The organism is Microbacterium sp. NPDC077644, from assembly GCF_040702785.1.
Taxonomy (GTDB): domain Bacteria; phylum Actinomycetota; class Actinomycetes; order Actinomycetales; family Microbacteriaceae; genus Microbacterium.
Genome location: NZ_JBFBME010000002.1, coordinates 406,208 through 432,531 on the forward strand (window position 1 = coordinate 406,208; position 26,324 = coordinate 432,531).

Sequence of the window (26,324 nt, forward strand, 5' to 3'; positions counted from 1 at the left end):
GAGGAAAGCGGTCAGCGCGGAGCGCCGAACCGACCGCATTCCTCCCATCAAGCGGGATGCTTACGCGTTCACGAGCTCCGCGGAGTGCTGCACGCGCGAGATGAGGCCGTTGAACGCCTCGAGGTAGCCCACGAGGAAGCCCGCGGTGCTCTCGTCCGTGACCTGGCCGTCCTCGGTGAACAGGCCCGGGCGGTCCTGGATGAAGCCCTCGGGCTGACCCATGGTGACGGCGCTGAAGTGGCCGAGGATCGCGCGCAGGTGCTGCTGGGCGGCGGCGGTCGCGACACCCGATCCCGACGTGCCGATGACGGCGACCGGCTTGCCGTAGAACGACATCTCGCCGTACGGGCGGGTCGACCAGTCGAGGGCGTTCTTCAGGACGCCGGGGATCGAGCGGCTGTACTCGGGCGTGACGATGATGACGCCGTCGACGTCGGCGATGGCCTTCTTGTAGTCGAGCGCGACCTGCGGGAAGTCCCCGTCGAAGTCGGGCGAGTAGAAGGGCAGGTCCTTGATCGGGATCTCGACGAGCTCGGTGCCCTCGGGGGCGAGGTTCGCCAGCACACGCGCCAGACGGCGGTTGATGGAGGTGCTGGAGATGCTGCCGACGATGTATCCGATGGTGCGGGTCACAGGAGATTCCTTCTGTTCGGGCTCGGTGCGAGCCTGGATGCTTTCCCGGGTCTTAACGCTTGTCGAAGCAATCTATTCCCACGCATGCAAAGAAGGTGGGATCCGCCTCACGGCTGAACGTCGATGTCCGCCCCAGGGGGGATGCCGTCAGGTCATGGGATTCGTAGCGTGGAGGCATGACCTCAGGGACACTGCAGCTGACCGGCGTGACCAAGAGCTACGGCTCGCGGCGCGTGCTCGATGACATCTCCTTCCCCGTTCGCGCGGGCCAGCTCACCGGCTTCGTCGGCGGCAACGGCGCAGGCAAGACGACGACCATGCGGATCATCCTCGGCCTGCTCGTCGCGGACGGCGGCAGCGTCACCCTCGGCGGCTCGGAGCTCACCGGCGACATCCGCCGCCAGTTCGGCTACATGCCCGAGGAGCGCGGGCTCTATCCGAAGATGAAGGTGCTCGAGCAGGTCGTCTACTTCGCGCGGCTGCACGGCTTCTCCAAGGCGGATGCCACGGCCAAGGCGACCGCCCTGCTCGGCGAGCTCGGGCTCGAGGAGCGGCTGAACGACAACATCGAGACGCTGTCGCTGGGCAACCAGCAGCGTGCCCAGATCGCGGCATCCCTCGTCCACGAGCCGGAGGTGCTCATCCTGGACGAGCCGTTCTCGGGTCTGGACCCGATCGCGGTCGAGACCGTCGCGGGGGTGCTGCAGGAGCGCGCCTCGCGCGGGGTGTCGGTCCTGTTCTCGTCGCATCAGCTCGACGTCGTCGAGCGGCTGTGCGACGACCTCGTGATCATCGCCGGCGGCACGATCCGCGCGGCCGGCGCCCGCGACGAACTGCGCGAGCGGTACTCCGCGCCGCGCTGGGAACTCAGCGGCACCGGCGACGTCGGCTGGCTGCGCGACGAGCCGGGCATCACGGTCGTGGACTTCGAAGGCGGCAGCGCCGTGTTCGACGCCGATGACCCCGCCATCGCGCAGCGCGTTCTGCGTCGAGCCCTGCAGGACGGCGACGTCAGCCGGTTCGGCCCGCAGCATCCCACCCTCGCCCAGATCTTCAAGGAGGTCATCCAGTGAACGCGTCTCCTGCCGCCGTCTCCAGCGCCCAGGGCATCTGGCTCGTCGCCGAGCGCGAGCTGAGCACGAAACTGCGCAGCAAGGCCTATCTCATCTCGACCGGCATCCTTCTGCTCATCGTCCTGGCGGGCGTGATCTGGGCGGGCGTCTCGTCGGCCAATCCGTCGTCGACGCCGGTCGCGGCGACGGCCGCGACGGCATCCGCCCTGGAGGATCTCGGCGGGTACGACGTGACCGAGGTCGGCGATCGGGATGCCGCGGCGGACCTCGTCGAGTCCGGCGAGGTCGATGCGGCCGTCGTCGACGACGCGTCCTCGGCGACCGGGATCGTCATCATCGCCGATGAGGAGGCTCCGCAGGGGCTGCTCATGGCGCTCTCCGTGACGCCCGAGGTCGAACTCCTCAGCCCTGATGCCGCACCCGGCCCGCTCCGCTACCTGCTCGGCATCGCCTTCGGGCTCGTGTTCATGATGGCCGCGATGATGTTCGGCACTCCGATCGCGACGAGCGTGGTGGAGGAGAAGCAGACCCGTGTCATCGAGATCCTGCTCTCGAGCATCCCCGCACGGGTGCTGCTCGCCGGAAAGGTGATCGGCAACACGATCCTCGCGATCTCGCAGATCCTGCTGCTCGTGGCGGTCGGAACGGTCGGTCTCATCGTGACGGGGCAGACCGAGATCCTCGCCGGGCTCGGCGGCCCGGTCGTCTGGTTCGCGGTGTTCTTCCTGTTCGGATTCATCCTGCTCGCGGCGATGTTCGCGGCGGCGGGGTCGATGGTGTCGCGCCAGGAGGACGTCGGCGCCACGATGACCCCCGTGATGTACCTGACGATGATCCCGTACTTCCTCGTGATCTTCTTCGGCGACAACCCGGTCGTGATGACGGTGCTCTCGTACGTGCCGTTCTCGGCGCCGGTCGGGATGCCGATCCGTCTGTTCTTCAACGAGGCCGAGTGGTGGGAGCCGCTGCTGTCGCTGGTGATCATGCTCGGCGCGTGCGTCATCGTCATCGGGCTCGGCGCGAAGATCTACGAGAACTCGCTGCTGAAGATGGGCGCGCGGGTGAAGTTCCGGGAGGCCCTGCGCGGCTGAGGGATGCCGGGGCCGATCATGTCGCCTCATGACGAGGAAATATGTGGCTGCATGGAGGCGTTCTAGACTGCTGAACGCGGACGACGGGGTCGGCACAGGCTTCGACCCCGAAAGGCCCCCATGAGCACGTCCACTCTCGACCGCAGCGCATCCACCTCCGTTCCCGTCCTCGACGTTCTCGCCGCGCGGTGGAGCCCGCGCGCCTTCGACCCGTCGTCGCCGATCGACGAGGACAAGCTGGCCGCCGCTCTCGAGGCGGCGCGGTGGGCGCCGTCGGCCAGCAACACGCAGCCGTGGCGGTTCATCGTCGCTCGGCGCGGCACCGATCTGCACGCCGCGATCGAGGGCGCACTCATGGGCTTCAACCGCGAGTGGGCCGGCAGTGCCCAGGTCCTCATCGCGGCTTTCGCCGAGCAGGCGGATGCCGACGGAAACCCGCGTCCGTGGGCGCAGTACGACCTGGGCCAGGCCGTCGCGCACCTCTCGGTGCAGGCGCACGCCGATGGCCTGTTCGTGCACCAGATGGGCGGTATCGAGCGCGAAGTTCTGCAGGCCCTGCCCGGTGTCGAGGGCCGCTTCGCCCCGGTCTCGGTGATCGCCCTCGGCGAGCTCGGCGATGCCACGGCGCTGTCGGAGAAGCTTCAGCAGCGTGAGGCCGCGCCTCGCATCCGCCGCCCGCTGACCGAGACGGTCATCGCCTCGGCGTAAGGCTCGCATCCCGGTCCGAGATCAGGAGAACACCCCCGCATCAGGACGATTCTGCAGATTCCTCCTGATCTCGGACGCAGGTCCTGATTCCGGGAGGGCCGGATCGGCTCCTTACCGGGCCCTCAACCCGTCCAACGCCACCGCGAGCACGTCGCTTGCCAACTCCGCGCCGCCCTCGCCGCCGCTCGGCCGGTACCACTCGACGATCGAGTTGACCATGCCGAACAGCAGTCGGGTGGCGACCGACGGGTCGATGTCGCTGCGCACCGTCCCCTCATCCTGTGCAGCGCGCACGAGTGCGGTGACGCGACGGTCGAAGGCGCGCCTGCGCTCGAGCGCCGCCCGCTCGACGTCGCTGTTGCCGCGCACCCGCAGCAGCAGCGTCACATAGGCGAGCTTGTCGACGAGCACGAGCACCGCGCCGTGCAGCACGTGCTCGAGCCGCTCGCGGGCGGATCCGCCTTCGGCATCCGCGAGCACGCCTTCGAGACCGCCGAGGGCCTCGTTCAGCGCGACCTCGAGCAGCTCCTCCTTCGACGAGAAGTGGTGGTACAGCGCCGACTTCGACAGCCCGAGCCGCTCGGCGAGCGACGCCACCGACGTCGCGTCGTAGCCCTGCTCGATGAACACCTGGACGGCGATCTCGAGCATCCGGTCCCGGTCGTAGCCGGGGCGCCCTCGTCGCACGGGCGGGTGGTCGGGGTTTGACATCGCCCCCAGTCTGGCACGGCGGCCGCCCTGCGCCACCGCAGGAGACGCAGCGCCCGGGCGAGGTCAGTCGGTTCGGCGGAGGGATGCCAGGCGGGCGCGCAACGCGGCCATCCCGGTGCGGATGCGTCCGTGGTTCGACCCCGCACGCGCGATCCGCGCCCGGACCGCGCCCAGGCGCCGTCGGGCGTGCGCCGAATCGGGATCGAGCTCGAGGGCCTGCAGCATCGCCTGTTCGGCGTCGGCGAGGTCGCCGTTCGCGAGCAGCCATTCGCCGAGCCGAAGCCGATACTCGGGCCGTGCCGGCCGCAGGTCGACCGCGCGTCTCATCTCATCCACGGCGGCCGGGAGGTCCTTCCGCCCCGCGTGGATGTGGCTGAGCCGCACGTGGGCGTCGGCCGCATGGGGGTCGATCTCGAGCGCCCGGGCGAGGGCGTGCTCTGCTGCATCGAGATCACCCGCGCGCAGCAACCGCGCGCCGAGCTTCAGGTGCAGCCGAGCCAGATCGCCGGTCTTCTCGACCGCGATCCTCAGTTGCGCGATCGAGCCCTCGACGTCACCGGCCTTCCAGAGCACTTCCGCCTGTCGCTCGTACGGGTAGTGCGTCTCGAGAGTCGCGGCATCCACCTCGCGCCGGAACGCCGGCTCATCGAACTCCTCGGCGGCGATCTCCGAGATCAGGCGCTTGATCTTGTACGTGCGGTTCAGGTAGAAGCCGACGGGGTGACCCCCGTAATCGAGCGGCACGAGAGTCGCGGCCGTGTTCGCTGCGATCCTCTCGGCGTGCCGTTCATCGGCGGTGGACGTGCAGTAGAAGACGTAGCCCTTCGAATCCCGGCCGATGCCGGTCTTGATCAGGTTGTGGTCGAAGCGGGTGTGCGACCAGTCCGCCTCCCAGCGCCGCTCGCGCAGCTCGTTCCCCGGCTCGACGTCGAACAGCGGCGAGACGGCGATGAATCGATCGGCGCGGAGCGCATGCGCGAAGTTCACCGCGGCGAACGCCCCCATGCTGCTGCCGTAGGTGATGATCCGCGTGCCCTCGGCCGCCTCGACGATGAGCTCGATGACGCGCTCGATCTCGGGCGTCTGATACCAGTGGTTGCGGTTGCGCCGGACGAGGTACTCGTTCATGCCGAGGGGTCCGAATCGGCCGCGCCCGAAGCCCGGACCGAAGGCGCTGCTCGAATCGTCGGCCAGGTGCTGGTCCCGCGATTCGAAGGTCACGATCGACACGGAGTGACCGCCCTCGTACACGTCGAGCGCGAGATCGTCACCGCTGAAGATCGTCCTGTGCATCCCCCTCAGGATACCGGCCGGAGTCTGTGATTGCCGGGGCGGAGCATCCCTGCGATACTCTTTTACTGAACGAACGGTCAGAAAATATCGACGAGCCGACGACGACGTCAGGAGGTCCGATGGACGCGATCCCGCCCACCGGCGACCCCCTGCTCATCGAGCGCCGCGCCGACCGCGTCGTCGCGCGATTGAACCGTCCCGACAAGCGCAACGCGATCGACCGCGAGATGATCGACGCGCTGCACGTGCTGTGCGCCGAACTCGAGGCAGCGCCGCGCACCCTGATCCTCGCGGGAGCCGGCGAGGATTTCGCCGCCGGAGCCGACATCACTCAGCTCCGTGCCCGGCGCGCGGAGGACGCGCATCGCGGCATCAACGCCATGGCGTTCGTCCGCATCCACGACCTGCCGATGCCCGTGATCGCCGCCCTTGACGGCTACGCCCTCGGCGGCGGCGCCGAACTCGCGTACGCGGCCGACATCCGGATCGCGACGACGCGTCTGCGGATCGGAAACCCCGAGCCGAACCTGGGAATCATGGCTGCGGCAGGCGCCACCTGGCGCCTGCGCGAGATCGTCGGCGAGGGGCTCGCGTCCGAGCTGCTGCTGACCGGTCGCTCGCTCGAGGCGGAGGAGGCGCGCGCAGCAGGTCTCATCTCGAGCATCCACTCACCGGAGGAGCTGATGGATGCCGCGCACGCGATCGCCGACCGCATCGCCGCTGCCGACCCGCTCGCCGTCCGGCACACGAAGACCGCCCTGCACGCGCCGCGCGACGCGCACCCCGCGATCGACGGCGACCTGCAGGCCGAGCTGTTCGAGAGCCCGGAGAAGATGCGGCGCATGACCGAATTCCTCGAACGGAAGGGGCGCCGGTGAAGGTCGGAGTCCTCGGCGGCGGACGTATGGGCGCCGGCATCGCGCACGCCTTCCTCCTCGCCGGAAGCGAGGTCGTCGTCGTCGAGCGCGATGACGCGACAGCGGATGCCGCGACCGCCCGCATCCGCGACAGCATCGCGCGTTCGGTCGAGCGCGGGGCGACGGCAGCGAATGCGCAGGTGTTGGAGGGCGCGCTGGCGGTCGGCATCGACATCGCCGCATTCGCCGGATGCGAGCTCGTGATCGAAGCCGTGCCGGAGGACCGTGCGCTCAAGGTGGATGCGCTTCGGCGCATGGAGGCGGCGGCACCCGACGCCGTGCTGGCATCGAACACGTCATCGATCTCGATCGACGCACTGGCTTCGGCTCTCACCCGCCCCGAGCGGTTCCTCGGTCTGCACTTCTTCAATCCGGTCCCGGCGTCGGCGCTCGTCGAGATCGTGGTCGGGTCGGCGACAGACCCCTCGCTCGTGGACGCGGGGCGCGGGTGGATCGAGATGATCGGAAAGACGCCGATCATCGTTCGCGACTCCCCGGGTTTCGCATCGAGCCGACTCGGGGTCGCGCTCGCTCTCGAGGCGATCCGGATGCTGGAGGCAGGGGTCGCCTCGGCGGAGGACATCGACCGCGCGATGGAGCTCGGGTACCGGCATCCGATGGGTCCGCTGCGCACGACCGACGTCGTCGGGCTCGACGTGCGGCTCGGCATCGCCGAGGAGTTGCAGGCCGAGCTGGGTGACCGCTTCGCACCCCCGGATCTGCTGCGGCGCCTCGTCGCCGACGGAAAGCTCGGCCGCAAGAGCGGCGAAGGATTCTACGAATGGGAGACACCATGACCGTGGCGACGGAGACCGCGATCCTGCCGAGTTACGTGCGCGACGCGTGGTGGCAGCCTTCGTCCGACACGCAGGCGACGGTCGTTCGGGATGCTGCGACGGGCGAGGAGATCGCTCGGGTGAGCACCGCCGGGCTCGACCTCGCCGCGGCTCTGGAACATGCGCGCTCGGTCGGTCAGGCGTCGCTCGGTGAGCTGACGTTCCATCAGCGGGCGCTGCTGCTGAAGCAGTTCGCGCTCGCCCTGACCGAGCGCAAGGACGAGTTGTACGCGCTGTCGGCGCGCACGGGCGCGACCAAGGCGGACTCGTGGGTCGACATCGACGGCGGCATCGGGGTGCTGTTCGCGTATTCCGGCAAGGGCCGCCGTGAACTGCCGAATGCGCAGGTGTACGTCGACGGGCCGGTCGAGCCGCTGTCGAAGGACGGCAGCTTCCTCGGTCGTCACGTGTACACGCGTCTGCCCGGTGTCGCCGTGCAGATCAACGCCTTCAACTTCCCCGTCTGGGGTCCGCTCGAGAAGTTCGCGCCGGCTTTCCTCGCCGGGTTGCCGTCGCTCATCAAACCGGCGACGCCGACCGGGTACCTCACCGAGGCGATGGTGCGGATCCTCGTCGAGTCGGGCCTGCCCCCGGCAGGGGCACTGCAGCTGGTGAGCGGCAGTGTCCCCTCTTTGTTCGACGAGCTGCGCCTGGGCGACGTCGTCGGATTCACCGGCAGCGCGTCGACCGCCGCCTCGCTGCGCGAGCGCACGCCGGCCGGCGTGCGCTTCACAGCCGAGACCGACTCGATCAACGCCTCGGTCCTCGGGCCGGACGCGGTCGCGGGCACACCGGAGTTCGACGCGTACGTCCGCCAGCTCGTCGTCGAGATGACGACGAAGGCCGGGCAGAAGTGCACGGCGATCCGCCGGGCGATCGTCCCGACCGGTCAGGCGGACGCCCTCATCGACGCCGTACGCGTGCGCCTCGACGAGAAGGTCGTCGTCGGCGACCCGCGCGAGGACGGCACCACGATGGGTCCGTTGGTCTCGGTCGAGCAGCGCGACGAGGTGCTGCGGCAGGTGCGGGCGCTTGTCGACGGAGGCGGGCGGATCGTGATCGGTTCGTCCTCTGTTCCCGGAGGCAACGGCGCCTTCGTCGACCCGGTGCTGCTGCGCTTCGACGACGCCCGCGACGACGCCGTCCACTCGGTGGAGGCGTTCGGTCCGGTGTCGTCTCTGATCACCTACGACACCGTGGCAGAGGCATCCGACATCGTCGCCCGCGGCGGCGGATCGCTCGTGACCAGCGTCGCGACGCACGACCCGGCGTTCGCCACCGCGATCATGGCCGGGGTGGCGCCGTGGAACGGGCGCGTGCTCTTCCTCGATCGCGACGACGCGCGCTCGTCGACCGGGCACGGTTCGCCGATGCCGGGTCTCGTGCACGGCGGGCCGGGCCGCGCCGGCGGCGGCGAGGAGCTCGGCGGCATCCGCGCGGTTCTGCATCACATGCAGCGGACGGCCGTGCAGGGCTCGCCCGAGATGCTGACCGCGATCACCGGTCAGTGGCACGCGGGTGCTGGGGCGCGTGAGGACGGCATCCATCCGTTCCGGAAGTCGCTCGCGCAGCTGCGGATCGGCGATCGGATCGCATCACGCACCCGCGAGGTGACGCTCGACGACATCGAGACGTTCGCGCACTTCACCGGCGACACGTTCTACGCGCACATGAACGAGGAGGCGGCGGCCGCGAACCCGTTCTTCCCCGGACGGGTCGCGCACGGCTACCTGCTCGTGTCGTGGGCGGCAGGACTCTTCGTCGACCCGGAACCCGGCCCGGTGCTCGCGAACTACGGGCTGGAGAACCTGCGCTTCATCACTCCGGTGTCGCCGGGCGACAGCATCCGCGTGGAGCTGACGGCTAAGCAGATCACGCCCCGCGAGACCGACGAGTACGGCGAGGTGCGGTGGGACGCCATCATCCGCAACCAGGACGACGAGACGGTTGCCACGTACGACGTGCTGACGCTGGTTTCGAAGGAGTAGGCGGAGGCTGCGCCTCACATGCTGGATGATTTCGGCCGGTTCTCAGCATCCAGAACCGACGAAAAGCATCCAGCATCGGCGGCGATGCACGATTCTCGAAAAAGCCCTCTGATCGGCCGGTTTCTCGGGTCGGAATGTCCGTGGCCCCCTGTTGAATAGGGGTATGAACAGCATCGTCGCCCACCTCGAAGACCTCGACAGGTCTCTCGCCGAGGCGGGCCGCGATGCGTTCGATCGGGAAGAGATCCCCGACCTCTCGGATGCCGAGATCGCTGCCCTTCTCGAGGCGAGCGGCCGCATCCAGAAGCGGATCGAAGCACTGCAGATCGAAGCCTCCGTCCAGGTGCTCGAGCGCTCGGCGCCGATGCGTGATGACAAGATCGCCGCCAAGTACGGGTGGGACCGGCCCGTCGACCTCGTGCGGGCGCTGACCCGCACCGAGACGCGTGACGCGAATCGTGTCGTGAAGGCCGCGCGCCTGACGAGCCGGATCCGCGGGATGTCGAGCGGTGAGTTCGTGCCGGCCCGCTATCCCGAGCTGCGAGCGGCCATGCTGTCCGGGGCGATCGGCGTCGCCGGGCTCCTGGCCGCGATCGAGCCCCTCGAGCAGTCCCACGACCGGATGTTCGACGAAGACCGGCTCGAGGCCGACCGGCAACTCGCCGACCTCGCCCTTGGGACGATCCGCGACGACGAGGGCAGAGCCGTCGACTCCGGCCCGTTGCCGCGCCCGAGGATCTCCGGCTCCTTTCGCGCATCCTCGTCGCCTACCTCGACCCCGACGGCGCCGAGCCGTCCGACAGCGCCGGGGCGAGAGCCCGCAGCTTCATCATCGGGCGCGAGCGCGACGGCAGTGTTCCGGTCCGAGGCAACCTCCTTCCCGAAGTGGCCGGGCAACTGCAACTGCTGCAGGACAGCATCCTCAACCCGCGCGTCGACGGACCCGCCGACCCGACCGTCGGCGTGCAATTCACCGAGAACCCCGACGATGTCGTGACACCGGGCGGCTACGTGCTCACCTCGGCCGAGATCGATCGGCGCACGAGGACTCAGAAACTGCACGACGCCTTCGCGATGATCGTGAACGCTGCCGCACGCTCGGGCGAGTTCCCCGACCTCGGCGGTGCCGCTCCGACACTCGTCGTCACCGTGAGAGCCGAGGACTATGCATCCGGGGCCGGGTGGGCGACCATCCTCAACACCGGCGACCGCATCCCCTCGCGCGTGGCCGCGCAGACCGGATGCGCGGGCGGTATCCAGCGGGTCATGTTCGACGAGAACGGCCGCATCGCAGCCCTCGGCACCTCAGCCCGCATCTTCAACGCCCTGCAACGCCGGGCGATCACTCTTCGCGACGGAGGCTGCGTCATTCCGGGGTGCACCGTCCCGGCATCCTGGTGCGAGATCCATCACGTCACCGAGTACGCCGACGGCGGCCCCACACACACCGACAACGGCGTCCTGCTGTGCTGGTGGCATCACCGCAACCTCCACCTCTCCGAATGGCGGATCCGCATGCGCGACGGCGTCCCCGAGATCCGGGGACCGGCCTGGTGGGACAGCAAGCAGCGCTGGCACCCCGCGGGAGTCCCGCGCCCCCGCATCCGAGAACGGGCCGGGTAGGCGACGATGCGCGAAACCCTCGAATGTGAGAGAATTACTGAACGTACGGTCAGTAAAGACGAGGGAGTCGCCGTGACCGAGGAACCCACCGAGACGAGCAGCGCCGACGACATGAGCGCCGAGCAGCGCCGCTTCGACGAGATCATCGCCGCGGACTCGCGCATCGAGCCGCGCGACTGGATGCCGGATGCCTACCGCAAGACGCTCATCCGTCAGATCAGCCAGCACGCGCACTCCGAGATCATCGGTATGCAGCCCGAGGGCAACTGGATCACCCGCGCCCCGAGCCTCAAGCGCAAGGCGATCCTCATGGCGAAGGTGCAGGACGAAGCCGGCCACGGCCTGTACCTGTACTCGGCCGCGCAGACCCTCGGCATCACGCGCGACGAGATGACCGACCAGCTCATCACAGGCAAGGCGAAGTACTCGTCGATCTTCAACTACCCCACCCCGACGTGGGCCGACATGGGCGCGATCGGGTGGCTCGTCGACGGCGCCGCGATCTGCAACCAGGTGCCGCTGTGCCGAGCATCTTATGGTCCCTACGGCCGCGCGATGGTGCGGGTCTGCAAGGAGGAGTCGTTCCACCAGCGGCAGGGTTTCGAGATCCTGCTGACCCTCATGCAGGGCACGGACGCGCAGCGCCAGATGGCCCAGGATGCCGTGAACCGCTGGTACTGGCCGTCGCTGATGATGTTCGGACCGCCCGACGGCGACTCCCCGAACTCGGCGCAGTCGATGGCCTGGAACATCAAGCGCTTCTCGAACGACGAGCTGCGTCAGCGCTTCATCGGGATGCTCGTGCCCCAGGCGGAGGTGCTCGGCGTCACCCTGCCCGACCCCGAGCTGCGCTTCGATGAGGAGGCGCAGCAGTACGTCGGCGGCGAGATCGACTGGACCGAGTTCTTCGAGGTCCTCGCCGGACGCGGACCGATGAACGCCGAGCGCGTTCGTGCGCGGCGCGAGGCGCACGAAGACGGCGCGTGGGTGCGCGAAGCCGCAGCGGAGTACGCCCGCAAGAAAGCCCTTCGGCAAACCGAGGAGGTGGCCGCATGAGTGAGGAGACCTGGCCGCTGTGGGAGGTGTTCGTCCGCGCGAACCGCGGCATGAGCCATGTTCACGCCGGCTCATTGCATGCACCAGATGCCGAGCTCGCGGTGCGCAACGCGCGCGACCTGTACACGCGGCGCGGCGAAGGCACGTCGATCTGGGTCGTCCCGTCGGATGCCATCACCGCCAGCGACCCCGACGCGAAGGGCTCGTTCTTCGAGAGCCCCGCCGGCAAGAACTACCGTCATGCCGTGTACTACACCGCCTCCGAGGGGGTGCCGCACCTGTGATGACCCTTCGACAGGCTCAGGGGCCGGACCCGCACGGCGCCGTCACCGTCGACGAGCTCGAGCTCAGCGCCGAACTCGCCGGCAGCGAAGGCGCGATCGCCACACAGGACGTCGCCGAGTACGCGCTCTGGCTCGGCGACGATGCGCTGATCCTGTCGCAGCAGCTCGGCATGTGGATCGCGCGCGCTCCCGAGCTCGAAGAGGACGTCGCGCTCGCGAACATCGCCCTTGACCTGCTCGGCCACGCCCGCTCGCTGCTCCGCTACGCGGGCACCGCCGACGGGCGCAGCGAGGACGACCTGGCGTACTTCCGCGACGAACCTGCCTTCCGCTGCGCCTGGCTGTTCGAGCACCCGAACGGCGACTTCGCCCAGACGATCGCGCGGCAGCTCGCGGCATCCGCCTATCTCTTCGAGCTGTACTCGATGCTGCGCCGCTCGAGCGACGCGACCCTCGCCGCGATCGCCGAGAAGGCGCTCAAAGAGGTCGACTACCACCGCGATCACGCTGTGCAGTGGACCCTGCGCCTCGCCGGCGGCACCGACGAATCGCGTCAACGCATGATCCGCGCGGTCACCGACGTATGGCCGTACGTCGAGGAGCTGTTCCGCGACGAACCGCTGATCGATCGGCTGGGCGACATCGCTGCGCGTCCGTCATCGCTTCGCGCAGGCTTCGACGCCGCGATCGACGCCGTCTTCGCCGAAGCGGAGCTCGAGGTCCCCGACGTGAAGCCGTCGATGGCCGGCGGGCGCCGCGGCAGTCACTTCCCCGCGCTCGCGCGCATCCTCGCCGAGATGCAGGTTCTCGCCCGGCAGCATCCGGGGGCGACATGGTGACGACAGCGACGCGACGCGAGACGGCATGGGCCGTCGCCGCGACCGTGACCGACCCCGAGGTTCCTGTGCTCACGATCGAAGACCTCGGCGTGCTCCGCGACGTGACCGTCGACGGCGAGCGAGTGACCGTCACGCTCACGCCGACCTACAGCGGATGCCCCGCCCTCGACACCATGCGCGACGACGTGCTCCTCGCCCTGACGGCGGCCGGCTTCGACGACGTCGAGGTGCGCACCACCCTGTCGCCGGCGTGGACGACGGACTGGATGACGGATGCCGGAAAGCGCAAGCTCACCGAGTTCGGCATCGCTCCCCCGTCGGGACGCGCGGCGCTGGCTCAGGGGCCGATCCGGCTGCGCTTGGCCGTGAAATGCCCGCGCTGCGGATCGATCGACACGCGCGAGGTGTCCCGCTTCGGCTCGACGTCGTGCAAGGCCCTCTACGAATGCCGCGCGTGCCTCGAGCCCTTCGACCACTTCAAAGCGATATGACGACGACGCGCCGCCGCGGGCGCTTCCACGAACTCGAGATCGCCGAGGTCCGGCCGCTGACCGCCGAGAGCATCGAGGTCACCTTCGCGGTCCCTCCCGAACTGGAAGGCGACTACGACTACCTGCCGGGGCAGTACGTGGCGCTGCGCGCGCACGTCGACGGTCATGAGGTGCGCCGCAGCTACTCGATCTGCCGGCCGCCCTCCCCTTCGACAGGCTCAGGGAACAGCAGCATCTCGGTCGGCATCAAGCGCGACCTCGGTGGACTGTTCTCGGTCTGGGCGCACGAGAACCTCAAGTCCGGCGATCGCATCGACGTCATGAGTCCCGAGGGCACGTTCACCACGAACCTCCCCGACCTCGATCACGCGCACATCGCGGGCATCGCCGCGGGGTCTGGCGTGACGCCGATGATGGCACTGGCCGCTCACGTGCTGGCATCCTCCCCGACCGCGCAGTTCAGCCTCGTCTACACGAACCGCGCCACGCAGGACGTCATGTTCCTCGACGACCTCGCCGACCTCAAGGACCGCTACCCGTCGCGACTCGCGCTGCACCACGTGCTCTCGCGCGAGCAGCGCACGGCACCGCTGCTGTCGGGGCGCATCGACGCCGAGAAGCTCGGCGCGATCCTCGATGGGTTGCTTCCGCCGGCAAGCGTGACCGAGTGGTTCCTGTGCGGGCCCTTCGACCTCGTCGCGCTGTGCCGCGAGACGCTCGAACGGCGGGGCGTTCCGGCCGTCAGCATCCGCTTCGAACTCTTCACGAGCGACGCCGACGGCCCTCGTGTCGATCGCGGCCGCCCCGTCGTGATCGACAAGGGCGACGAGGTCCGGACGATCGAGTTCACGCTCGACGGCCTGTCGTCGACCGTCGAGTCCCCGGTGCCCGCGAACGAGGCGATCCTGGATGCCGCGCTCCGCGTCCGCGGCGACGTGCCGTTCGCGTGCGCGGGAGGGGTCTGCGGAACCTGCCGTGCCCGCCTCATCGAAGGCGAGGTGCGGATGACCGAGAACTACGCACTCGAACCCGATGAGCTCGAACGCGGCTACGTGCTCACGTGTCAGTCCCATCCGACCACCGAGAGAGTCGTCGTCGACTACGACGCCTGATGCAGCAGACCGGAGCGACCATGATCGACCTGACCATCGCGGACGGCGTCGCCCACGTCGTGCTGAACGCGCCCGGCAAGCGCAATGCGCTCGACGTGCAGGCGCTCGCCGATATCAGCGCCGCGTACGACGAGGCTTCGGCTGCCGACGTGCGCGCACTCGTGTTGCGGGGCGAGGGTCCTGGATTCTGCGCGGGTCGCGACATCGCGGGCGTCGATCCGGCGACCGACGACGTCACCGGCTACCTCGACGGACTCGTGACTCCGCTGCTGCAGAAGATGTCGGCGTTCCCCGCCCCCACCTTCGCCGCCGCGCACGGCGCATGCCTCGGTGTCGGCCTGGGGCTGCTGATCGCCACCGACGTCGTCTACGTCGCGGACACCGCGAAGATCGGCTCGCCGTTCGCGGCCCTCGGCGCGACGCTCGACTCCGGCGGGCATGCACTGTTCTTCGAGCGGCTCGGCGCCCACAAGACCCTCGACCTCGTCTACACCGGAAGGCTCATGAGCGGTTCCGAGGCCGTGCAGTCCGGGCTGTTCTCGCAGGTGCTGCCGGCGGACGAGGTTCGGCAGGCGACCGAGGATGCGGCATCCCGCGCCGCCGCCGGCGCGACGCAGGCGTTCCTCGCGAGCAAGCGTCTCGTCGCTCGACTGCGCGACGAGCGCCTCGCGCTGTGGGATGCCGTCGCCGCCGAGAACGCGAACCAGGCGGCGCTGCGCGACACCGCCGACTACCGCGAGGGCTTCGCGGCGTTCCAGGAGAAGCGGCGGCCGGAGTTCACCGGGGACTGACAGTCGTGGTGGAGATGCGCCCTCCCTGGCGGGAGTCGACGACGCCGATGATCGCCGTGGTGATCGTCCCGACCCAGCCGAGGAACGCGATGATCAGCGCGACGGCGAAGATGCTCGATGACGCCTCGCTGCTCATCCAGCCCCACGTGGAGAACACTGAGCCGAACGGCGGCGAATCTCCGCCGTCTTCGAGCGTGAACATCATCACCAGCAGCGCCGCCCAGGTCACCCAGCTGGCGATGTCGTAGAACAGCCGGGTGCTGCGCGCCGCTTTCGCGTCGCGGTCGAAGACGACCACGATCGGCGCGATGTACATCGCGATGATGACGAACGGACCGACGAACATCCCGATCAGCGCCATCCACCCCATCGGAGCACCGAAGAAGCCGCGCCCGAACACGACGAGGAACGTCAGCAGCACCGGCGCGATCCAGTGGAACACGCGCACGAACCGATTGCCCGAGAAGTTCATGGCCCCGAGCGTAGCTTCCCGCGCCCACCCGTGAAACAGGCCGTGCTGCCCGAAACGTGGCGTGGCACGGCCTGTTTCGCAGGGCAAGGCCTGTTTCGCAGGGTGGACAGCGGGCGCGGCGCGCCCGGCTACAACGCCCGCAGGATGTCGTCGACGCGCTCCTTGGCGTCGCCGAACAGCATCTGCGCGTTCTCGCGGAAGAACAGCGGGTTCTGCACGCCGGCGTATCCCGAGGCCATGGACCGCTTGAACACGATGACGTTCTCGGCCTCCCAGACGCGCAGCACCGGCATGCCGGCGATGGGGCTGCCGGGGTCCTCGGCGGCCGCGGGGTTGACGGTGTCGTTCGCGCCGATCACGAGGACGACGGCGGTGGATGCCAGGTCGTCGTTGATCTCGTCCATCTCGAGCACGATGTCGTACGGCACCTTGGCCTCGGCGAGCAGCACGTTCATGTGCCCGGGCAGGCGCCCGGCGACGGGATGGATGCCGAAGCGCACGTCCACTCCCCGATCGCGCAGCTTCTGCGTCAGCTCGGCGACGGGGTACTGCGCCTGCGCGACGGCCATGCCGTAGCCGGGGGTGATGACGACGGTCGACGCGTTCGCGAGCATGTCGGCAGCGGTCGCGGCATCCACTTCACGGTGCTCGCCGTGATCGACATCATCAGAAGCGGGCGCGGCGATGCCGAACCCGCCGGCGATCACCGAGATAAACGACCGGTTCATCGCCTTGCACATGATGTACGACAGGTACGCACCGGACGAGCCGACCAGCGCACCGGTGACGATGAGCAGGTCGTTGTTGAGCAGGAAGCCGGCCGCGGCGGCGGCCCAGCCCGAGTAGCTGTTGAGCATCGAGACGACGACGGGCATGTCGCCGCCGCCGATGGATGCCACGAGGTGCCAGCCGAGCGCGAGCGACAGCGCCGTGACGACGATGAGCAGCACGAGCGAGGGTGTGATGACGTACCAGACGGTCAGCGCGATGAACACGACGATCGCGCCGAGGTTCAGCACGTTCTTGCCCGGCAGCATGAGGGGCTTGGACGAGATCCGCCCGGACAGCTTCAGGAACGCGACGATGGAACCGGTGAAGGTCACACCGCCGATGAAGATGCCGATGAAGACCTCGGCGTGGTGGATGTCGGCCAGCGCACCGGTGAGGCCCGGGCTGTGCAGGTGTCCGTTCCACCCGACGAGGACGGCGGCGAGGCCCACGAAGCTGTGGAGCAGGGCGATGAGCTCGGGCATCCCGGTCATCTCGACCTTCTTCGCCCGCCACAGGCCGATCACCGCTCCGACGAGCATCGCGACGAGGAGCAGTACGAGACCCGTGATGGCCTGCGGCTGACCCCAGGCGCCCTGCAGGGTGACCCAGATGGTCGCGACGAGCGCGATGGCCATGCCGACCATGCCGTAGGCTACGCCGGCGCGCGAGGACTCGTGTCGGCTGAGCCCTGCCAGGCTCATGATGAACAGCAGCGCGGCGACGATGTACGCGGCGCCCGCGACGGACGCGGAGATCTCCAGGGCGCTCAACGCTCTGCTCCCTTCGAGAACATCTTGAGCATTCGGCGGGTGACCGCGAACCCTCCGAAGATGTTGATGGATGCCACGAGCACGGCGATCGCGGACAGGATCTGCACCACCACGTTCGGCGTCGTGATCTGCACGATCGCGCCGACGATGATGATGCCGCTGATGGCGTTCGTGACGCTCATGAGCGGCGTGTGCAGCGCATGCGAGACCTTGCCGATCACGTAGAAGCCGACGACGACCGACAGCATGAGCACGGTGAAGTGCTGCGGCAGCGGCGCGGGCGCGAACGCGTTCACGAGGAACAGCGCGGCGATGCCGGCCGCGACGAGGCCGACCTTCGCACCCGCCGACAGACCCTTCTTGGCTTCGACCCCTGAGCCTGTCGAAGGGTCAGCGATCGAAGACGCGGCCTTGGCGACGGGCGCCGCCGACACCTGAACGGGGGGCGGCGGCCACGTCTCCTCGCCGTCGCGCACGACGGTGACAGCCCGCTGCACGATGTCCTCGAAATCGAGGACGAGTCGGCCGTCCTTCTCGGGGGTGAGCAGCTTCAGCAGATTGACGAGGTTCGTGCCGTACAACTGGGATGCCTGGGTGGGAAGACGCCCGGCGAGGTCGGTGTACCCGAGGATGATCACGCCGTTCCCGGTCACAACGCGCTCGCCGGCGACGGAGCCCTCGACGTTGCCGCCGGACGACGCGGCCATGTCGACGATGACGCTGCCCGAGCGCATGCTCGCCACGTCGGCCGCGGTGATCAGCCGCGGTGCAGCCCGGCCCGGAATCTGCGCGGTCGTGATGATGATGTCGACGTCGGCGGCCTGCTCGCTGTACAACTCGGCCGCGCGGCGGTCGTAGGCCTCACTGGTGGCCTTGGCGTAGCCGTCGCTCGAGACCTCCTTCTGCTCGTCGGGCACGATGACGTCGAGGTACTCGCCGCCGATGGACTTCACCTGGTCTGCGACCTCCGGTCGCGGGTCCGTCGCGCGGACGATGGCACCGAGGCTGGACGCCGCCCCGATCGCCGCGAGCCCCGCGACACCGGCGCCCGCGACGAGCACCTTCGCCGGCGGAACCTTGCCGGCGGCCGTGACCTGACCCGTGAAGAACCGGCCGAACTCGTGCGCGGCCTCCACGACAGCGCGGTACCCGGCGATGTTCGCCATCGAGCTCAGCACGTCCATCGACTGCGCGCGCGAGATGCGCGGCACGGCATCCAGAGCAAGCGCCGTGATGCCGCGCGTGGCGAGCGCCTGCCGCAGCTCGGGACGCAGGTTCGGGCTCAGCTGCGCGATGAGCGTGGCGCCGTCCGCGATCCTCGCGATCTCGGCATCGGTCGGGGCGTTCACCTTGAGCAGGATCGGCGCCGCCCACGCCTCATCCGCGGTGACGATCGCCGCGCCCGCTGCCGCGTAGGCGTCGTCGGGGTAGGCGGATGCCGCGCCCGCTCCCGCCTCGACGGCGATCTCGTAGCCCAGCTTCAGCAGGGCTCCCACGGTCTGCGGAGTCGCGGCGACCCGCGTCTCACCCGGTTGTTCACGCACGATGCCGATACGCGTCATCCACTGCTCCTGTCTCTCGTCGACGGGGCAGACCTCACGGTCAGCCGTCGACACGCATGAGACGAGACTCTATCGACGCAGCACCGAAGCGCAAGGGAAAGTTTCAGTCGATCGCGCCGAAAGAACCGCAGTTCTTTCGGGTACGCGAACTCTGTCGGCTCGCCTCTAGGACTCCGAGGTCAGCACCAGGCCGGAGCCGTCGGCGGCGACATCCACCCGCACCGTGTCGCCGTCGTGCACGCCGCCCGACAGCAGCGCCGTCGCGAGCCGGTTCTGCACCTCGTTCTGGATGAGCCGCCGCAGCGGGCGCGCGCCGTAGACCGGGTCGTACCCGCGCTGGGCGAGCCACGACCGAGCGTCGGGCGTGACGGCGAGGGTGAGCCGGCGATCGTGCAGCCGCTGCTGCAACTGGTCCACGGAGAGCTCGACGATCTGCGCCAAGTCGTCCTCCGACAGCGCCTGGAACATCACGACATCGTCGAGCCTGTTCAGGAACTCGGGCCGGAACGCCTGCCGCACGAGTGCCATGACCGCGTCGCGCTTGTCAGCGTCGGACATCACCGGGTCGATGAGGATCGGCGAGCCGATGTTCGAGGTGAGGATCAGGATGACGTTCGAGAAGTCGACCGTACGGCCCTGGCCGTCGGTGAGGCGGCCGTCGTCGAGCACCTGCAGCAGCACGTCGAACACCTCGGGGTGCGCCTTCTCCACCTCGTCGAGCAGCACGACGCTGTACGGGCGACGCCTGACCGCCTCGGTCAGCTGCCCGCCCTGCTCGTAGCCGACGTATCCGGGAGGGGCGCCGACCAGGCGCGACACCGAGTGCTTCTCGCCGTACTCCGACATGTCGATGCGCACCATGGCGTGCTCGTCGTCGAACAGGAACTCGGCGAGCGCCTTCGCGAGCTCGGTCTTGCCGACACCGGTCGGACCGAGGAACAGGAACGAACCGGTCGGGCGCCCGGGGTCGTTGATGCCCGCGCGAGAACGGCGCACGGCATCCGACACGGCCTTCACGGCATCCTTCTGCCCGATCAGGCGCCGCCCCAGCTCGCTCTCGAGGTGCAGCAGCTTCTCGCTCTCGCCCTGCAGGAGCCGGCCGACGGGAATGCCGGTCCACGCCGCGATGACGGCGGCGATGTCCTCGTCGGTGACCTGCTCGTTGACCATGCGCCCCTCCGACGAGACCGAAGCCTCGGCACTCTCCGCCTCCGCGATGTCGCGCTCCAGGCGCTTGATCGTCTCGTACTCGAGCTTGGACGCCTTGGTGTAATCGGCGTTGCGCATGGCGAGGTCGCGCTGGGTGATCGCGTCGTCGAGCTGCTTCTTCAACTCACCGACGCGGTTCAGGCCCGAGCGCTCGCGCGACCAGCGCTCCTCCAGACCGGCGAGTTCCTTCTCCATCTCCGCGAGCTGCTCGCGAAGGGTGCCGAGGCGCTCCTTGGATGCGGCATCCTTCTCGCGCTTCAGGGCGAGCTCCTCAAGCTTCATCCGGTCGACCTGGCGCTTCAGCTGATCGATCTCGACCGGCGACGAGTCGATCTCCATCTTCAGCCGCGACATGGCCTCGTCGATCAGATCGATCGCCTTGTCGGGCAGCTGTCGCGCCGGCAGATAGCGGTTCGACAGGGCGGCAGCGGCGACGAGCGCACTGTCGGAGATCGTGACCCCGTGGTGCGCCTCGTATCGGCCCTTCAGCCCGCGCAGGATGGCGATGGTGTCCTCGACGGACGGCTCTCCGACGTACACCTGCTGGAAGCGCCGCTCGAGTGCGGCATCCTTCTCGATGTACTCGCGGTATTCGTTGAGCGTGGTGGCGCCGATCAGATGGAGCTCGCCGCGCGCGAGCATGGGCTTGAGCATGTTGGATGCCGCGACCGAACCCTCGCCGCCACCCGCGCCCATGAGCGTGTGCAGCTCGTCGATGAAGGTGATGACCTTGCCGTCGGATTCGGTGATCTCCTTCAGCACGCTCTTCAGGCGCTCCTCGAACTGCCCGCGGTACATGGCACCGGCGACCAGAGCCGAGATGTCGAGCGAGACGAGCTCCTTGTCTTTTAGGGACTCGGCCACGTCGCCCGCGACGATGCGCTGCGCCAGGCCCTCGACGACGGCGGTCTTGCCGACGCCCGGCTCGCCGATCAGCACGGGGTTGTTCTTCGTGCGGCGGGTGAGCACCTGGCTGACGCGGCGGATCTCGCTGTCGCGTCCGATCACCGGGTCGAGCTTTCCCTGACGGGCACGGTCGGTCAGGTTGATGCCGAACTGCTCGAGGGCGGACTGCTGGTCGTCTTGTGCGGGCGTGGTCATCTGCTTCCTCCTGAAGGACTCCTCACAAAGTTGAGTGTTATTGACTCAACTTTACCACAGCGTCCCAGATCGCGGAAGAGACCGAACGCTTCGACCCGGCCACTGACGCCACGACCGACCCGCCGTCGCCGATGACCTCGACGGCGTTGTCGGCGGACTCGAACCCGTTCTCCGCATCCGCGAGGTTGACGACGAGCAGGTCGACGCCCTTGCGTTCGCGCTTGCGCCGAGCACGCTCGCGCCGGGCATCGGCATCGGCCAGCGTCTCGGCCGCGAACGCGACGACCACCTGCCCCGCAGGTCGCGATGCCGCGAGCCCTGCGACGATGTCCTCGTTCTCGACGAGGTCGATGCGATCGAGGATGCCTTCCTCTTTCGTCAGTTTCTGATCCGCCGCGGTCGCCGGCCGGTAGTCCGCGACCGCGGCGGCCATGACGACGACATCGGCGGATGCCGCGGCATCCCGCACCGCCTCGCCCAGTTCGGCGGCCGTTCCGACCGGTCGCACGTCGACGAGCGGATGCCGCGACGCGGCCAGCACATCGGCCGAGACGTTCGCGGCCACGAGCACGACCCGCGCCCCGCGCGCCGCCGCTTCAGCAGCGAGCGCAGCGCCCTGCCGGCCGCTGGAGCGGTTGCCGAGGAAGCGCACCGGGTCGATCGGCTCGCGGGTGCCTCCGGCCGAGACGACGACGGTCCGGCCGGCGAGGTCCTGGGGCGCGAGGAGGGCGAGAGCGTGGTCGAAGAGCTCCTCGGGTTCGAGCATCCGCCCCGGGCCGGAGTCGCCGCCGGTGAGTTCGCCGTCGCCGGGGCCGAGGATGTGCACGCCGCGCTCGCGGAGCGTCGAGATGTTCGCCTGCGTGGACGGATGCCGCCACATCTCGGTGTGCATCGCCGGGGCGATCGCCACCGGGGCGAGGGTGGCGAGCAGCGTCGTGCCGAGCAGATCGTCGGCGAGACCGGCCGTGATCTTCGCGATCGTGTTCGCCGTGGCGGGGGCGACGATGACGAGATCGGCGGCCTGGCCCAGGGCGACGTGCCGGACGCGCGCGACGTCGTCATGCACGCTCGTGGTGACGGTGTTGCGGCTGATCGCCTCCCAGGTCGGAAGTCCGACGAAGCGGAGCGCATCCTCGGTGGGGATGACCGTCACCTCGTGCCCCGCCTTGATCAGCAGCCGCACGAGCTGCACCGTCTTGTACGCGGCGATGCCGCCCGTGACTCCGACGACGATGTTCATGGCTTCGATTCTGCCCTCCTGTCGACCCTCAAGTAACGCAAATGACCGCATCCGCAGTTCGGATAGGGCCATTTGCGTTACCTGAACGGTGAGTATGCTGAACCGCGTGTGCACGGTCGTGATCGATGTCGCCGAACCCGGCGGTTCCCGGCTGCTCGCCGTGCGGGACGAGGACCCGGAGCGCGAATGGGACTCGCTCGGCCCGTGGTGGCCCCAGCAGTATCCCGGTGTCATCGGCATCCGTGATCGTCGGGCCGGCGGCGCGTGGCTCGCGATCGACAGGGATGCCCATCGCCTGGCCGTCCTGCTCAATCGCGCCGACGTGCTCGAACTCCCGGAGGACCAGGTTCGCAGCCGCGGCAGCCTCGCGCTGGAATCCGTGGCCGGCCGCTCACCCGAGCCACCCCTGCCGATGCACGGCTTCAACCTGCTCGAGGTCGGACCGGATGCCGCGCGCGTACTGTCGTGGGACGGGCAGCAACTCACCGAGACGCCCGTGCCCACCGGCGTGCACATGATCGCGCACGACGGGCTCGACGACCCCGCCACCGCCCGCATCGCACGGTGGCTGCCGGAGTTCCGCCGGTGCCCCGCCCGCGCCGACGGATGGCAGGAGCGCTGGACCGCACTGCTGGCGGCATCCGCCGAGCTCGACCCGACCGACGACGCCGCGATCATCCGCGACAACCGCCCCCACGGCTACCCGACGCAGTCGCTCCTGTACTGCGTCGCCGACATCGGGCACCACGGCGTCGAGATCGAGGAGTCCAACCTCACCGCGCCCGGCCACTGGTGCTGAAGCCGAGCACGGTCGCGCAGGGCAGTTCTGCCCGGTCGAGCCCCTACCGGTGACCGAGCGCCCGCGGATAGGCTCGGCCGCATGAGCGATCCCCAGCAGCCGCAGGTTCCGCCGTACGCTCCCCAGATGCCCCCGCAGGGCTTCCCCGATCAGCCGCATCACCCGGCGCAGCCGCCGTCCGCGCAGTACGCCGCGCCCCGGCAACCCGCACAGGGATACGTGCTGAACGGGCAGAGCATGCAGACCGCACCATCGGGCGCCACCGCGAACCCAGCGGGTCGCACGGGTCTCATCCTCGGTTTCGTCGCGCTGGCGATCTCACTGGTCACCGGCATCGCGGTGCAGGTGCTCATCCGCACGGCCGACTACAGCATGTTCGGCGCCTACAGCGTTGTGAACGGGATCGGCTCTCTGCTCGCACTCGGCGCGGCGGTGGCCGCGCTGATCCTCGGGCTCATCGGGATCCGGCGCGTCGGCGCCCCGCACGCCGCCGCCGGGATCGCCGTCGGGATCGGCATCGCCCAGATCATCAGCATCCTCTTCGGATGGCTCTCGACCGTCGTCGGGTCGTTCCTCTACTTCTGAGAGCCCCTGTTTCTGAGAGCCGGAGAGATCAGCGCTGCCACCGCCACCGGCGCCGGCGGCGACGCACGAGAACCGGCTCGGGCTCGGGCGGAGGCGGCACGGCCGTCCGGTCACCGCTCACCCACCGCAACCACAGCGCATCAGGGTTGCCCTCGAGCACGAGGGCGCGGACGAGGAGCGTCAGCGGGATCGAGAGGATCGCACCGAGCGGACCGATCACGAAGGTCCAGAAGATCACGGAGAAGAAGCTCAGCGTGAGGCTCAGGTCCACGGCGTCGCTGACGAACTTCGGCTGCACCAGCACCTGCAGCACCACGTTGACGACGCAGTACACGGCGATCACGCCCAGCAGGAGCGGCCAGTCGCCGACCGCGTAGGCGAGGATCGCGGGCGGGACCAGCCCGAGGATGAAGCCGACGTTCGGGATGAAGTTGGTCACGAATGCGAGGATCGCCCACACGATCGGGGCGGGGACGCCCATCCACCACAGCGCCAGCCCGTCGATGATCGCCACGATCGCTCCGAATGCGGCGTTGACGACGTAGTAGCGGCGGATGCCGCGGTTGAGGACGGTGATCCGGCCGATCACGTGGCTCCGCGTGGCGCCGAAGACCGCGGGCGCGTGGCGGTAGCGGGCGGCGTCCACCGCCATGAAGATGATGTACGCGAACACGAAGAACAGAGCCGTCGCCACGGCGATCACGGTGCCGCCGACGCTCTGCACCACCCGCAGAAGGTTGGCGGGGGCGAGCAGCGAGGTGACGGCATCCGTCGCCTCCTGCCCGAACCCGACGTCATCGAGCCAGGAGACGAAGACGTCGAGCTGGCGAGCGACCTGCCCGTCCGAGGTGAGATCGACGACCAGTCGGGCGAACTGATTGCCTGCGAACCAGAGCAGTGCACCCATCGCCAGCAGGATCACGTAGGCCAGCGCGATCACGACCGTCGACCCCAGCCATGACGGCATCCCCCGGCGCATGAGCGGCATCCGCACGGGCTCGCAGATCACGACGATCACGATCGCCAGCGCGATCGGTCCGACCACCTCGCGCGCGAAGGAGAGCCCGGCGATGACGATCATCGCCGCCGCGAGCGTCAGGAGCACGCGCAGGCTCGAGGAGAGTCCGCGGGAGGAGGACGGCTCGGGACGGACCCGCGAGTCGGAGCTCATCGGCTCAGCGTATCGTCGGCGGCCAGCACCCGTTCGTAGATCTCGATCATCGCGGCGGTCCGCGAGGACTGCCGGAAGGCCGCGGCCACCTCGCGGTCGGGGATCGGTGCGGTACCGGAGCGGATGTCGGAGGCTGCACGGTTCAGCGTGTCGGCGAGAGCGGCCACCGACGCGTCGGGCACGGACCACAGTCCGCCGCGCAGCTCGGCGGCGATGTCGGGGTCACTGACGACGGTGGGCGTGCCGAGGGTCGCGGCTTCGAAGGGCGTCATGCCCTGCGTCTCGAATCCGATCGAGGTCTGCACCACGGCATCCGCCGCCGCCATCCGTGCGAGTGTCTCGGCGTAGGGCAGGCGTCCGGCGAAGCGGATGCCGGAATGACCGCGGGCGATGCGCCGCGCGGCGCGCAGCTGGCCTCCACCGCCGATGACCTCGATCTCGGCGTCCACTCGCGACTCGACGACCGCCTCGAGGAACGGCAGGAGGCGCTTCTCCGGGCTCATGCGCCCGAGCCACACGAAGCGGGGGCGACCCGGGGCGCGGCCCTCGGGTGCGGCGGCGAGCACCTCCGTGCGCAGGTCGTCGTCGATCCCGTTCCAGACGACGTCGACCCGCGGGAAGACCTCGTGCTGTTCGAGGCGACGAGCGAAATGCCCCGACGGGGCGGTGACAGCGTTCGATCCCTGGGCGATGCCGCGCAGGAACGCCCAGCCGTCCCGTCCCGTGACGGGCTTCCCGATGCCGCGCATGGTCCGCCGGCGCCAGAGGTTGAGCACCGCGAGCACCTGCCGGTGCAGCGGTGTGACCGCGGCCATGCCGACGTCGACCCTGTTGTGCATGGTGTGGACGACGGGGATGCCGTGACGATGCGCGAATCGGTGGCCGATGAACGCACCCCAGAAGTCCGCCTGGACGTGCACGAGGTCGACCGGCGGCCGCGAAGCGAGCGCGCGATCGAGGAAGTGGTCGGTGCGACGGCCCGGCCATGACATCGAGTACTCGCGGTCGACGGTGATCGGGACGGAGGGCAGATCGACGTAACCAGGGTCGGGCGGACGGTCGCCACCGTGCATCCGGGGCGCGACCGCGGTCACGGTGTGGCCGGCGCGCTCGAGGTACTGCTTCTGCAGCCGCATCGACACCTGCGCGCCGCCGAGGGATGCGAGGTGCTGATCGCCGAAGAAGACGATGTGCATGC

At 69.1% G+C, this 26,324-nt stretch carries 25 protein-coding genes; 15 read left to right on the forward strand and 10 right to left on the reverse strand.

The features are described 5' to 3' along the window. Window positions 1-60: 60 nt before the first annotated feature. The gene (locus AB0269_RS08870; RefSeq protein WP_366210848.1) at window positions 61-633 is read right to left on the reverse strand and encodes an NADPH-dependent FMN reductase; all 573 of its coding nucleotides are present in this window, start codon (window positions 631-633) and stop codon (window positions 61-63) included. 176 nt (window positions 634-809) lie between these two features. Here AB0269_RS08870 and AB0269_RS08875 point away from each other — a divergent pair, with 176 nt between their 5' ends. The 3 genes from AB0269_RS08875 to AB0269_RS08885 all read left to right on the forward strand — a co-directional run bounded on the left by AB0269_RS08875 (window position 810) and on the right by AB0269_RS08885 (window position 3,505). Beyond that, window positions 810-1,706, forward strand: coding sequence for an ATP-binding cassette domain-containing protein (locus tag AB0269_RS08875; protein ID WP_366210849.1), 897 nt, complete (start codon window positions 810-812; stop codon window positions 1,704-1,706). Next, window positions 1,703-2,797, forward strand: a complete 1,095-nt coding sequence (locus AB0269_RS08880) for an ABC transporter permease (RefSeq protein ID WP_366210850.1) — start codon at window positions 1,703-1,705, stop codon at window positions 2,795-2,797. The genes AB0269_RS08875 and AB0269_RS08880 overlap by 4 nt, the downstream gene beginning before the upstream one ends. 120 nt (window positions 2,798-2,917) lie before the next feature. Continuing rightward, entirely contained in the window at window positions 2,918-3,505 is a 588-nt protein-coding gene (locus AB0269_RS08885) for a nitroreductase family protein (RefSeq protein ID WP_366210851.1), read from the forward strand. Window positions 3,506-3,616: 111 nt separating this feature from the next. Here AB0269_RS08885 and AB0269_RS08890 read toward each other — a convergent pair whose 3' ends face one another. Further along, the gene (locus AB0269_RS08890; protein ID WP_366210852.1) at window positions 3,617-4,216 is read right to left on the reverse strand and encodes a TetR/AcrR family transcriptional regulator; all 600 of its coding nucleotides are present in this window, start codon (window positions 4,214-4,216) and stop codon (window positions 3,617-3,619) included. Window positions 4,217-4,279: 63 nt separating this feature from the next. Continuing rightward, window positions 4,280-5,509, reverse strand: a complete 1,230-nt coding sequence (locus AB0269_RS08895; protein ID WP_366210853.1) for a tetratricopeptide repeat protein — start codon at window positions 5,507-5,509, stop codon at window positions 4,280-4,282. A gap of 119 nt (window positions 5,510-5,628) precedes the next feature. On the opposite strand from AB0269_RS08895, the gene AB0269_RS08900 reads away from it, so the two are divergent. From AB0269_RS08900 to AB0269_RS08945, 10 genes are all read left to right on the forward strand, one after another. Continuing rightward, a complete protein-coding gene (locus AB0269_RS08900) occupies window positions 5,629-6,387 on the forward strand; it encodes an enoyl-CoA hydratase/isomerase family protein (RefSeq protein WP_366210854.1) in 759 nt (252 codons plus the stop codon). Then, window positions 6,384-7,223 (forward strand): 3-hydroxyacyl-CoA dehydrogenase family protein, encoded by an 840-nt coding sequence (locus AB0269_RS08905; RefSeq protein WP_366210855.1) that lies wholly within the window; start codon window positions 6,384-6,386, stop codon window positions 7,221-7,223. Before AB0269_RS08900 ends, AB0269_RS08905 begins: the two co-directional genes overlap by 4 nt. Continuing rightward, window positions 7,208-9,250 (forward strand): phenylacetic acid degradation bifunctional protein PaaZ, encoded by a 2,043-nt coding sequence (gene paaZ / locus AB0269_RS08910; protein WP_366210856.1) that lies wholly within the window; start codon window positions 7,208-7,210, stop codon window positions 9,248-9,250. The genes AB0269_RS08905 and paaZ overlap by 16 nt, the downstream gene beginning before the upstream one ends. A gap of 756 nt (window positions 9,251-10,006) precedes the next feature. Continuing rightward, complete coding sequence (locus AB0269_RS08915) at window positions 10,007-10,873, forward strand: DUF222 domain-containing protein (RefSeq protein WP_366211451.1); 867 nt, start codon at window positions 10,007-10,009, stop codon at window positions 10,871-10,873. Window positions 10,874-10,984: 111 nt separating this feature from the next. Then, entirely contained in the window at window positions 10,985-11,929 is a 945-nt protein-coding gene (gene paaA / locus AB0269_RS08920; RefSeq protein WP_366211452.1) for a 1,2-phenylacetyl-CoA epoxidase subunit PaaA, read from the forward strand. After that, entirely contained in the window at window positions 11,926-12,213 is a 288-nt protein-coding gene (paaB, locus tag AB0269_RS08925; RefSeq protein ID WP_147038381.1) for a 1,2-phenylacetyl-CoA epoxidase subunit PaaB, read from the forward strand. Before paaA ends, paaB begins: the two co-directional genes overlap by 4 nt. Then, window positions 12,213-13,052, forward strand: coding sequence for a 1,2-phenylacetyl-CoA epoxidase subunit PaaC (paaC, locus tag AB0269_RS08930; protein WP_366210857.1), 840 nt, complete (start codon window positions 12,213-12,215; stop codon window positions 13,050-13,052). Before paaB ends, paaC begins: the two co-directional genes overlap by 1 nt. Further along, window positions 13,046-13,543, forward strand: a complete 498-nt coding sequence (paaD, locus tag AB0269_RS08935; protein ID WP_366210858.1) for a 1,2-phenylacetyl-CoA epoxidase subunit PaaD — start codon at window positions 13,046-13,048, stop codon at window positions 13,541-13,543. Before paaC ends, paaD begins: the two co-directional genes overlap by 7 nt. Beyond that, window positions 13,540-14,655, forward strand: coding sequence for a 1,2-phenylacetyl-CoA epoxidase subunit PaaE (gene paaE, locus AB0269_RS08940; protein WP_366210859.1), 1,116 nt, complete (start codon window positions 13,540-13,542; stop codon window positions 14,653-14,655). The genes paaD and paaE overlap by 4 nt, the downstream gene beginning before the upstream one ends. A 20-nt stretch (window positions 14,656-14,675) precedes the next feature. Then, complete coding sequence (locus tag AB0269_RS08945) at window positions 14,676-15,446, forward strand: enoyl-CoA hydratase-related protein (protein WP_366211453.1); 771 nt, start codon at window positions 14,676-14,678, stop codon at window positions 15,444-15,446. On the opposite strand, the gene AB0269_RS08950 is transcribed toward AB0269_RS08945, so the two are convergent. The 5 genes from AB0269_RS08950 to coaBC form a co-directional block, all read right to left on the reverse strand. Then, window positions 15,433-15,918, reverse strand: a complete 486-nt coding sequence (locus tag AB0269_RS08950; protein WP_366210860.1) for a hypothetical protein — start codon at window positions 15,916-15,918, stop codon at window positions 15,433-15,435. The genes AB0269_RS08945 and AB0269_RS08950 overlap by 14 nt on opposite strands. A 128-nt stretch (window positions 15,919-16,046) precedes the next feature. Next, window positions 16,047-17,459 (reverse strand): Re/Si-specific NAD(P)(+) transhydrogenase subunit beta, encoded by a 1,413-nt coding sequence (gene pntB, locus AB0269_RS08955; protein ID WP_366210861.1) that lies wholly within the window; start codon window positions 17,457-17,459, stop codon window positions 16,047-16,049. Further along, complete coding sequence (locus tag AB0269_RS08960) at window positions 17,456-19,021, reverse strand: Re/Si-specific NAD(P)(+) transhydrogenase subunit alpha (RefSeq protein WP_366210862.1); 1,566 nt, start codon at window positions 19,019-19,021, stop codon at window positions 17,456-17,458. Before AB0269_RS08960 ends, pntB begins: the two co-directional genes overlap by 4 nt. Window positions 19,022-19,186: 165 nt before the next feature. Further along, window positions 19,187-21,331 carry an AAA family ATPase gene (locus tag AB0269_RS08965; protein ID WP_366210863.1) on the reverse strand — a complete coding sequence of 715 codons (2,145 nt, stop codon included), beginning with the start codon at window positions 21,329-21,331 and terminating at the stop codon, window positions 19,187-19,189. A 37-nt stretch (window positions 21,332-21,368) separates the two neighbouring features. Beyond that, the gene (gene coaBC, locus AB0269_RS08970; protein ID WP_366210864.1) at window positions 21,369-22,571 is read right to left on the reverse strand and encodes a bifunctional phosphopantothenoylcysteine decarboxylase/phosphopantothenate--cysteine ligase CoaBC; all 1,203 of its coding nucleotides are present in this window, start codon (window positions 22,569-22,571) and stop codon (window positions 21,369-21,371) included. A 106-nt stretch (window positions 22,572-22,677) separates the two neighbouring features. On the opposite strand from coaBC, the gene AB0269_RS08975 reads away from it, so the two are divergent. Both AB0269_RS08975 and AB0269_RS08980 read left to right on the forward strand, forming a co-directional pair. Continuing rightward, window positions 22,678-23,370, forward strand: coding sequence for an NRDE family protein (locus tag AB0269_RS08975; protein WP_366210865.1), 693 nt, complete (start codon window positions 22,678-22,680; stop codon window positions 23,368-23,370). Window positions 23,371-23,451: 81 nt separating this feature from the next. Beyond that, window positions 23,452-23,955: a hypothetical protein gene (locus AB0269_RS08980; RefSeq protein ID WP_366210866.1), complete on the forward strand. Its 504-nt coding sequence runs from the start codon at window positions 23,452-23,454 to the stop codon at window positions 23,953-23,955. A gap of 28 nt (window positions 23,956-23,983) precedes the next feature. On the opposite strand, the gene AB0269_RS08985 is transcribed toward AB0269_RS08980, so the two are convergent. Continuing rightward, window positions 23,984-25,126 (reverse strand): AI-2E family transporter, encoded by a 1,143-nt coding sequence (locus AB0269_RS08985; RefSeq protein WP_366210867.1) that lies wholly within the window; start codon window positions 25,124-25,126, stop codon window positions 23,984-23,986. Then, window positions 25,123-26,322: a glycosyltransferase family 4 protein gene (locus AB0269_RS08990; RefSeq protein ID WP_366210868.1), complete on the reverse strand. Its 1,200-nt coding sequence runs from the start codon at window positions 26,320-26,322 to the stop codon at window positions 25,123-25,125. Before AB0269_RS08990 ends, AB0269_RS08985 begins: the two co-directional genes overlap by 4 nt. Window positions 26,323-26,324: the final 2 nt, after the last annotated feature.